Genomic DNA, 7438 nt, shown 5'->3' with positions numbered 1-7438 from the left:
TGCGACCGGGGCGAGCGCAGCGACGGGGAAAGTGAGGCGACGGCGGTGACGGTGATTCTGCTCGACCCGTACCGGCCCGGATCGGTGCCGTTCGAGGCGGTGCCGCTGCTGACCGGGCCGCTCGACTGCACCGACGACGTGCCGGTGTCGGTGCGCGAAACCCTCGGCGCCACCGTGGGATCCGGCGCCGAGACGCTGATCGCCGTCGACGCGGGACACGAGGCGGTGCGCGACCGCGTACGGCGGGGAGAGCGGGTGATCGCCGCCCCGCCCGCGCCGGGGGAGCGCCTGCTGCGTGCCGTGGACGTGATGGACCGGCTGTGGGGCTTCGGCGGCTGGGAGGTCACCCAGACACACGACTCGTTGCGCCGCTACCTGCTCGAGGAGACGTACGAGCTGCTGGACGCGATCGAGGAGGGCGACCCGCACGGGCTGCGCGAGGAACTGGGAGACCTGCTGCTCCAGGTGCTGTTCCACTCGCGGATCGCCGAGGAGTCCGGCACCGACCCGTTCACCGTCGACGACGTCGCCGACACGCTCGTCGCCAAGCTCGCGTCGCGCAGTCCGCACCTGACCAACGGTCACACCGGCCCGATCGACGTGGCCGAGCAGGAGGCGGCGTGGGAGGTGGCGAAGGCGGCGGAGAAGGCCCGGCCCTCCTGCCTCGACGGCATCGCGACGGCGCAGCCGGCGCTGGCGCTGACCGACAAGGTGATCGCCCGGGCCACCCGGGCGGGGCTTCCCGCGCACCTCGTCCCGCCCGAACTCCGGACGGTGTACGTCACCGGCGACGGTGGCGCGGAGGACGCGCTGCGCAGCGCGACGCTGCAGTTCGTCGCGACGGTGCGCGCGACGGAGAAGGCCGCTCACGCCGACGGCGTGCCGTACGGCGGTCTCGACGCGGACGCATGGGTGCGTTACTGGGAGAAGTGAGTTCCGACCGGCGCCTCGCCGAGCCGCCGCGGCTCCGCACGGGCGCGCAGAGCCGGGGCGACGGGCCGGCCGTGCAGGAAGCCGGCGACCCCGCCCGCGTCGAGCGCCTGCCGGTACACCGCGAGGGCGCCGCGCGCCGCCTCCACCGTCTCCTCGAGGTCGGCGTCGGTGTGGGCCGCCGAGATCACGAACGACTGCCCGAGTACACCCCGGAGGAGCATCTCCTGCAGGAACAGCGTGCGGAATTCCTGGGACGGCTGCAGGTTCGGGTCGCGGGTGACGAAGATCAGGCAGGACGGTCGACCGATCACCTGGACGTACCGGTCCACGCCGAGGTCCGCGGCCGCGGCGTTGACGGCGTCGGCCAGTCTGCGGCCCGCCGCTTCCATCCGGCCGATCGGGTCCTCGGTCGCATAGGCACGCACCACCGCGCGGAACGCGGCCAGTCCGCCGGACTCCGGTCCGTGCGTGGTCGACAGGAGGAACACCCGGTCCCCGTCGGTGCGCAGACCGCCGAGCTCCATGAATTCGCGCCGGCCGGCGAGGGCCGCGACGGGGAAGCCGTTCCCCATCGCCTTGCCCCAGCACGACAGGTCCGGCCGCACGCCGTACACGCCCTGTGCCCCGTGCTCGGACCAGCGGAATCCGGTGATCATCTCGTCGAAGATCAGCAGGGCCCCGTGCCTGTCGCACAGTCGGCGCACGCCGGGTAGGAAGCCGGGATCGGGTTCGGCGAGGGCGGTGGCGGCCTCGAGGATCACGCACGCGGTCGGCCTGGCCGACAGCGCCCGGTCGAGCGAGTCGAGGTCGTTGTACCGGAACCGGTGGGTGTGCTCGGTGATCTCCTCGGGGATTCCTGCCTTCATCGGGGTGGTGCCGATGAACCAGTCGTCGACGGAGAAGAACGGCTGGTCGCACGCCACCACGTGCCGGCGGCCGGTGACGGCCCGGGCCAGGCGCACCGCGGCGGTCGTGGCGTCGGAGCCGTTCTTGGCGAACTTCACCATGTCGGCGCCGGGCACCAGGGCGAGGAAGTCCTCGGCCGCGGCCACCTCGAGAGTGGTGGGCCGGCTGAAGTTGGTGCCGTCGGCGATCGTGGTGGCGACGGCGTCGACGACGGGACGGTAGCCGTGCCCGAGCGTCACCGACCGCAGGCCCATCCCGTACTCGACGTAGCTGTTTCCGTCGGCGTCCCACACGCGGGCCCCCGCCCCGCGTTCGAGGACGGGTGCCATGGATTCCGGGTACTGGTCGGAGCCCCGGGCATACGTGTGCGCACCGCCGGGCACGATCTCGTGGAGCCGGGCCTGGAGTGCGGTCGACCGGGTGAACGATCGACGGAGATGTTCGGACGGGTGACTCATGCGCGAACCCCCGGAGAACTTGCGCGGGCTTCGATTGTTTCATCCGCGGCGACGATCGTCGTGGTGAACGGGTGAATTCGGTGTTGCGTACCCGGCCCGCCCCGACCGGCAGCGCCCACGGTACGGACGCGGCCGCACGGAATCGGGTATTGTTCGAGTCGACTCGACCTACCTTGCCGGCCCGGACAATTCGGGCAGGCGCGTGTGGCTTGCGGCCCGAGATCCCCGACTCTGCGAATGCCCGAAGGTGTTGACATGGCGAATCGCATTCCACGCGCGGCGTCCCCCCGGTCCGAAGTCCGCGTCCTCCTCGAGAACGGGGAGTACTGGCTCAACAACAGGGGCGATCTGGCGATTCTCGACGTGACCGTCCGGCGGTTCGCCGAACGGTGGCCGGATGCACGGATCGGGGTTCTCACCTCCGCCCCGGCGTTGTTGCGCGCCTACGAATCGCGTGTCGATCCGATTTGCTACCAGCGGGGCGGGAACTGGCCGCGGTGGCGCCGGCGGCCGGGTCCGATGAGCCGGATCGGCCCCGAGGTCGCGGGTGTGCCGATGAACGGCTGGGACGCCGCCGTCGCTCTTCCGGGGAGGGTCGCGCGGCGGGTGTGGCGAGTTGTCGGCCGCGGCGCCGCGAGCAACGAGCCCGCGTCGAGGACAGTCGTTCCGGGCCGCGCTGCACTCAGCAGGGACGGTGGATGCGTGCCGAACGCGGTGGACACGGCCTCGGTCGTGGTGGCGATCGGCGGTGGATACATGACCGACGTCGATCGGTTCCAGACCGAACGTACTCTGGATCTGCTCGAATACGCCACCGAGCGTGGAATCCCCACTGCGATGACGGGTCAGGGTCTCGGCCCGCTGACCGAACCGGACCTGCTCGAGCGGGCGGCGCGCGTGCTTCCGCGGGTCGACCTGATCGCACTGCGCGAGGACGTGCGGGGCCCGGAACTGCTGCGCTCCCTGGGGGTTCCGCCGGAGCGCATCGTGGTGACCGGCGACGATGCGGTCGAACTGGGCTATTCCACGCGCCGGGCCGAGCTCGGCACGGACCTCGGGGTGTGCCTGAGGGTCGCGGAGTACTCACCGGTCGGGGCCGTGATCCAGGACTCCGTCGGTCGTGTCGTGCGCGATGCGGCGGCCGGATACGGTGGCGGAATCGTTCCGCTGATCGTGTCCGAGCACGACGCGGAGGACCGACGGTCCACGATGCCGCTCCTGGACGGATATCCCGGCGCGGTGCGGCCCCTCGGCCGGTTCGCCGGCGCTCGCGCACTCTCGCGGCAGGTCGGCCGGTGCCGGATCATCGTCACCGGCGCCTACCACGTCGCGGTCTTCGCGCTGTCCCAGGGGATATCGGTGGTGGGACTGTCGACGTCCCGGTACTACGACGACAAGTTCGCCGGCCTGAATTCCATGTTCGGGACCGGCATCGAGACGGTGCGGCTCGACCGGGACGGGATGGAGGACCGGCTCCGCGATGCAATCCGGAGCATGTGGGCCGGCGCGCCCGAGTCGCGGCCCGCGTTGCTGGCCCGGGCCGAGGACCAGATCCGGGCGAGCAGGGCCGTCTTCGACCGCATCGCGCGGTTTGTCGACGGCGAGCTCACCGACGGGCGCGATCTGGAATCCGGTCCTTCTGCGCCGCCCACATCTCCGCGGTGATGGCCCACAGGTCGTGGTCCTTGCGCCGGCCGCCCACATCGAGATAACTGACCATGGTGCCTTCCCGGCGCATCCCGCCCTGCTCGGCGCAGTGCGCCGCCGGCGCGTTGCCGACGCACACGGGCGCGGTGATGCGGTGCAGTCCGACGGTGCCGAACGCGTACTCGGCGAGGAGGTAACCGGCGGCGAGGGCGATTCCCTCGCCGGCGAGGGTCGAGTCGATCCACACTCCCGCCTCGGCCAAGCCGGCCCACCGGTCGATGCGCTCGAGGTTGAACTGACCGGCGAGCCGGCCGTCCACCTCGATGACGAGGGGCAGTGCCCGCCCGGCGCGCGCCTCGCGTCGGGCGTGCAGGAACTCGTCGGCCCAGTCCCGTTCGGTGTGCCGTTGCGCCCAGGGGCGCGGGGACGACGTCCAGAACGGCTCGATGAACTTCTGATCCCGTAGCCGGATGGCCTGCCACTGCGGCCAATCGGACAACCGTGGCGACCGCAGGGACACAACGTGTCCGGACACCTCGACCGGACCGATCCGCAAGCACAGGGTGCGCCCTTGCCGGCGGCGGAACCGGTGCCGCAGGGGGCGGGTATAGAGGCGGCCGGCTGACGACAGCACGACCGACGGCCTGGGACGTTTCACGCGTTCACCTCTGCTCAGCGGTCCGGCCGGGGTGGACGAGACAACGGCGGCATCGGCGGTCGAGGGTGTGTGCCAAGCGTACCCGTAGGAGCCGTACGGTTTCGACCGGAACGGTCGAATCGGATCCGGAATCGGGTCGGGGCCGCCCGCCCGCGGAGCCCGTGCGAGCAGCCCGAATGCCCTGACGCGGAGGTCGCGTGCTGGTACCGTCCATGCTGGGGTGGAGGTCGTCCGAGCAGTCCGGACCGAAAGGGGTGGTGCATGATCCGTCCGGATCGAGGATCCCCGCGTACGTCTCGCGGCGCCGGTGCCGCCGGTCGTCCCGGTCCATGAACGCCCCCCGCGTCGCCCTCGTCCACGAGCGGTTCACCGAGATCGCGGGCTCGGAACACGTCGTCGAGCAGCTGGCCGTGCAGTGGCCGGACGCGCGGGCCCACGTGCCGATCGCGCGCTCGTCGGGAATCCCACCCGTCCTGCGCACGCGGACCGACACGACGTGGCTCGACCGGTTGTACCACCTGGGCGGGGAGCGGTCGTACGCGCCGCTTCTGCCGTTGATGCCGCGGGCTTTTCGCGGGATGCACCTGGCCGACGCGGACGTCGTGCTCGTCAGCCATCACGCGTTCGCCACGCAGGCCGTGTTCGCCACGACCGTGCCGACGATCGCGTACGTGCACAGCCCGGCCCGGTGGGCGTGGGACGCCTCGCTGCGCAAGGGCGAGGCCGGTGGCCGGCTCGGAGGGGCGGCGCTGGCGTTGCTCGCGTCGTCCGCCCGGCGCGCCGAACTCGCCGCCGCGCCGCGGTTGCGCCGGATCGTGGCGAACTCCACGGCCGTCGCCGACCGGATCAACCGGTGGTGGCACCGCGACGCCGTCGTCGTGCATCCGCCGGTCGACACGGAGTCGTTCACCCCCGATCCCTGTCTTCCCCGGGAGGACTTCTTCCTGCTCGCGGGGCGCCTGGTGCCGTACAAGCGACCCGATCTGGCGATCCTGGCCGCCAACGCGGCCGGGGTGCGTCTCGTGGTCGTCGGCGACGGCCGCAGCCTCGACCACTGTCGCAGTATCGCGGGGCCGACGGTGACGTTCGTCGGGCGGGCGCCGCACGAGCAGCTGGTCGACATATACCGGCGTGCCATGGCTCTGGTGATGCCCGGGCTCGAGGACTTCGGGATCGTGCCGGTCGAGGCCATGGCCTGCGGCACGCCGGTGCTCGCCCTCGGCGCGGGCGGGGCCCTCGACAGTGTCGTGCCGGGGGTGACCGGGCGGCTCGTTTCAGGCGGCAGGGACGCCGAGCTGGTGGACAACTTCGCCGCCGCCATGCAGGACTTCGACGGGTCGGACTACGACGCCGCCGTGATCCGCGCGCATGCCGAGACGTTCTCGCACGCCGTGTTCCGGGAGCGGATGCAGCAGGTCGTCGACGACGTGCTGTCCTGACCGCGGCCGCACGGGCGGTGCGCCTGCGTTCATCCCGACGGCCGTCGGTCACCCAGCGGATCCGTTCCGAGCCTGCCGTCGGCGGTGACCCGCAACCGCCAGTAGTTTCCGCCGTCGTCCCTGAGGATCGGAGCAGAGCCGGGCCGGTCCGACAGCCACGACCCGTCGGACAGAATCGCGGAAAGGGTTTCCCCGTCCCGGTTCTGCGCCTGCAGCAGATCGGTCTCGTCGACCGCGCGGGCCACGACGGGTCCCGCGAACACCGCGCCCGAGACGATTCCGCGTCCGGTCACGTTCCAGCCCTCCGGAAACACCGCGAGATCGATGTCGGTCGACGCGCTGGAGACGAGGTTGACGGCCGTCCCCTCCGGGCAGCCCTCCGGGTCTATCCGCAACTCGGTGGGGAAGACCTCGGTGTCCGGATCGAAGCGGACGTTCGCGAGATACGGCTGCCGGCAATGGACCAGGTCCAGGCACACGGTTCGGGCCGCAATCTTGCAGTTGACGAGACCGAGCTGAGACGGGCCGCCGCGGCCGCGTTCGCCGATCGAGAGGGCGATGTCGGCGCCCTCGAACCACACGTTGGTCAGCCACCAGTTGTTGGCCGCGCCGTCGACCCGCACGTGTCTGTCGGTCGTCCTCGGGTCGTTGTCGGAGACGAACTCCACGTTGGTCAACGACAATCCCGCATTGTTGTCGTTGCCGGTACCCAGGACGCCGACGTAGTTGTTCGTCAACTTCGACGCCGTCAGGTAGTTCTGGATGCACGAGGTGACGATCCCGATGCCGAAGTTGTTGATGTCGCAGTCGACGAAGGACGTTCCGCCGGTGTTCCTCTCGAGGACGACACCCTGTTGCGCCCGGTACTGCGGAAAGTTCTCGCTGAGGTGACTGCCCCGCAGCACGACGGAATCGAACGAACACCGGAACGAGCCCGAGAGCGACACGGCCACCGCTTCCGGGCCCGTGAGATAGAACCCGATCCGCGCGAACCGCACGCGGTGCCGGTCGCGGAGGGAGACCAGGGTGCCGTCGCCCTCGTAGAAGACGATGGTGACGTCGCCACCGTCGCCGGTGACCGTCGAGAAGTCGGGCAGATCCGGCCACGCGGTGACACGGTAGTACCCGGCCGGCAGGTACAGCACTGCGGGACCCTCCCCGGCCGCCGCCGCGCGGGCGATGGACTCGGTGTCGTCGGCCATGCCGTCGCCGACCGCCCCGAAGTCCCGTACGTTGCGCCCTGGCGACACTCTCGACACCTCGGAGACCTCCCTTTCGACGTTCGGTGGCGCCTGCTGTGACGGGCACGCCGCCAGTGGCAGCACTGCGGCCGCGCCCAGCGACGCGGCCAGCAGTCGCCGGCGGCTCACCACCTCGTCGGCCATGCATTCACCTCC

6 protein-coding genes are annotated in these 7438 nt (G+C 71.1%); 3 read left to right on the top strand and 3 right to left on the bottom strand.

The window, feature by feature from the left end:
• Positions 1-45 precede the first annotated feature (45 nt).
• Complete coding sequence (locus tag OEY_RS0105665; protein ID WP_029539902.1) at positions 46-933, top strand: MazG family protein; 888 nt, start codon at positions 46-48, stop codon at positions 931-933.
• Here OEY_RS0105665 and OEY_RS0105660 read toward each other — a convergent pair.
• The gene (locus OEY_RS0105660) at positions 918-2297 is read right to left on the bottom strand and encodes a glutamate-1-semialdehyde 2,1-aminomutase (protein WP_010592938.1); all 1380 of its coding nucleotides are present in this window, start codon (positions 2295-2297) and stop codon (positions 918-920) included. The two genes, OEY_RS0105665 and OEY_RS0105660, sit on opposite strands and share 16 nt — an antisense overlap.
• 255 nt (positions 2298-2552) lie before the next feature.
• Here OEY_RS0105660 and OEY_RS0105655 point away from each other — a divergent pair, with 255 nt between their 5' ends.
• Entirely contained in the window at positions 2553-3962 is a 1410-nt protein-coding gene (locus OEY_RS0105655) for a polysaccharide pyruvyl transferase family protein (RefSeq protein WP_010592937.1), read from the top strand.
• On the opposite strand, the gene OEY_RS0105650 is transcribed toward OEY_RS0105655, so the two are convergent.
• On the bottom strand, positions 3904-4578 hold the full coding sequence (locus OEY_RS0105650; protein WP_272942264.1) for a GNAT family N-acetyltransferase: 675 nt from the start codon (positions 4576-4578) through the stop codon (positions 3904-3906). The two genes, OEY_RS0105655 and OEY_RS0105650, sit on opposite strands and share 59 nt — an antisense overlap.
• Positions 4579-4931: 353 nt before the next feature.
• Here OEY_RS0105650 and OEY_RS0105645 point away from each other — a divergent pair, with 353 nt between their 5' ends.
• The gene (locus OEY_RS0105645; protein WP_010592935.1) at positions 4932-6041 is read left to right on the top strand and encodes a glycosyltransferase; all 1110 of its coding nucleotides are present in this window, start codon (positions 4932-4934) and stop codon (positions 6039-6041) included.
• A 29-nt stretch (positions 6042-6070) separates the two neighbouring features.
• Here the strand turns inward: OEY_RS0105645 and OEY_RS0105640 are convergent, their stop codons facing one another.
• A complete protein-coding gene (locus OEY_RS0105640) occupies positions 6071-7426 on the bottom strand; it encodes a glycosyl hydrolase family 28-related protein (RefSeq protein ID WP_010592934.1) in 1356 nt (451 codons plus the stop codon).
• Between the last annotated feature and the right edge of the window lie 12 nt (positions 7427-7438).

This window comes from Rhodococcus sp. P14, from assembly GCF_000256505.1.
GTDB lineage: Bacteria > Actinomycetota > Actinomycetes > Mycobacteriales > Mycobacteriaceae > Rhodococcus > Rhodococcus ruber.
The sequence above is the reverse complement of the archived record's forward strand: the minus strand, read 5'-3'. Positions and strand labels throughout refer to the sequence as shown.

Excerpts from the sequence above, each read along its gene's own strand:
- OEY_RS0105655 (WP_010592937.1), top strand. The coding sequence starts at position 2,553 with ATGGCGAATCGCATTCCACGCGCGGCGTCCCCCCGGTCCGAAGTCCGC.
- OEY_RS0105660 (WP_010592938.1), bottom strand. The coding sequence starts at position 2,297 with ATGAGTCACCCGTCCGAACATCTCCGTCGATCGTTCACCCGGTCGACC.
- OEY_RS0105640 (WP_010592934.1), bottom strand. The coding sequence starts at position 7,426 with ATGGCCGACGAGGTGGTGAGCCGCCGGCGACTGCTGGCCGCGTCGCTG.
- OEY_RS0105645 (WP_010592935.1), top strand. The coding sequence starts at position 4,932 with ATGAACGCCCCCCGCGTCGCCCTCGTCCACGAGCGGTTCACCGAGATC.